Annotated in this window: 1 protein-coding gene and 1 pseudogene; one reads left to right on the plus strand and one right to left on the minus strand. The window is 63.0% G+C overall.

What is annotated here, in order from left to right:
- On the plus strand, positions 1-304 hold a 304-nt coding region (locus AC1D0P_RS27540; RefSeq protein WP_477679635.1), incomplete at its 5' end, for a S24 family peptidase.
- Positions 305-315: 11 nt separating this feature from the next.
- Here AC1D0P_RS27540 and AC1D0P_RS27545 read toward each other — a convergent pair.
- Positions 316-562: pseudogene (locus AC1D0P_RS27545) on the minus strand (hypothetical protein); the annotation flags it as partial.

Genomic DNA, 562 nt, shown 5'->3' on the forward strand with positions numbered 1-562 from the left:
GGGCTGGGATGTCGTCGAATTCCCGGCCCAGAAGGCCGGCGTCTACGCGCTCGAAGTGCAAGGCGAAAGCATGATGCCGCTGTATCGCGACGGCGATGTCATCATCGTCGAGCGCGGCGCCCAGCTTCGCCGCAACGACCGCGTCGTCCTCCGCACCAGGGAGGGCGAGGTCATGGCCAAGGTGCTGGTCCGCCAGACGCCGAAAATGATCGAACTCCTGTCGCTCAACCCCGACCATCCGGGCCGCTCGATCGATATCCAGGATGTCGACTGGATCGCCCGCATCATCTGGGCAAGCCAGTAGGACGATTTTCCTTACTGCAGCTCCAGCACCGGCTGTTTCTCCGGCGCCGGCCTCACCGTGGCGAGCACGATGCCGCCGCCGGCGATAAGCACGGCGCCGGCAATGACACCCGCGGTCGGAATTTCTCCGAAGAAGATGAAACCGATCACTGCCGCAAAAACCAGCCAGGAATAATCGACCGGCCCGACCACTGAGATATCGGCCATCCGATAGCCGCGGATAGTGCAATATTGCGCGCCGATACCGAGCGGTCCTAGC

The sequence above is a fragment of the Polaromonas sp. P1_G2 genome, from assembly GCF_056405515.1.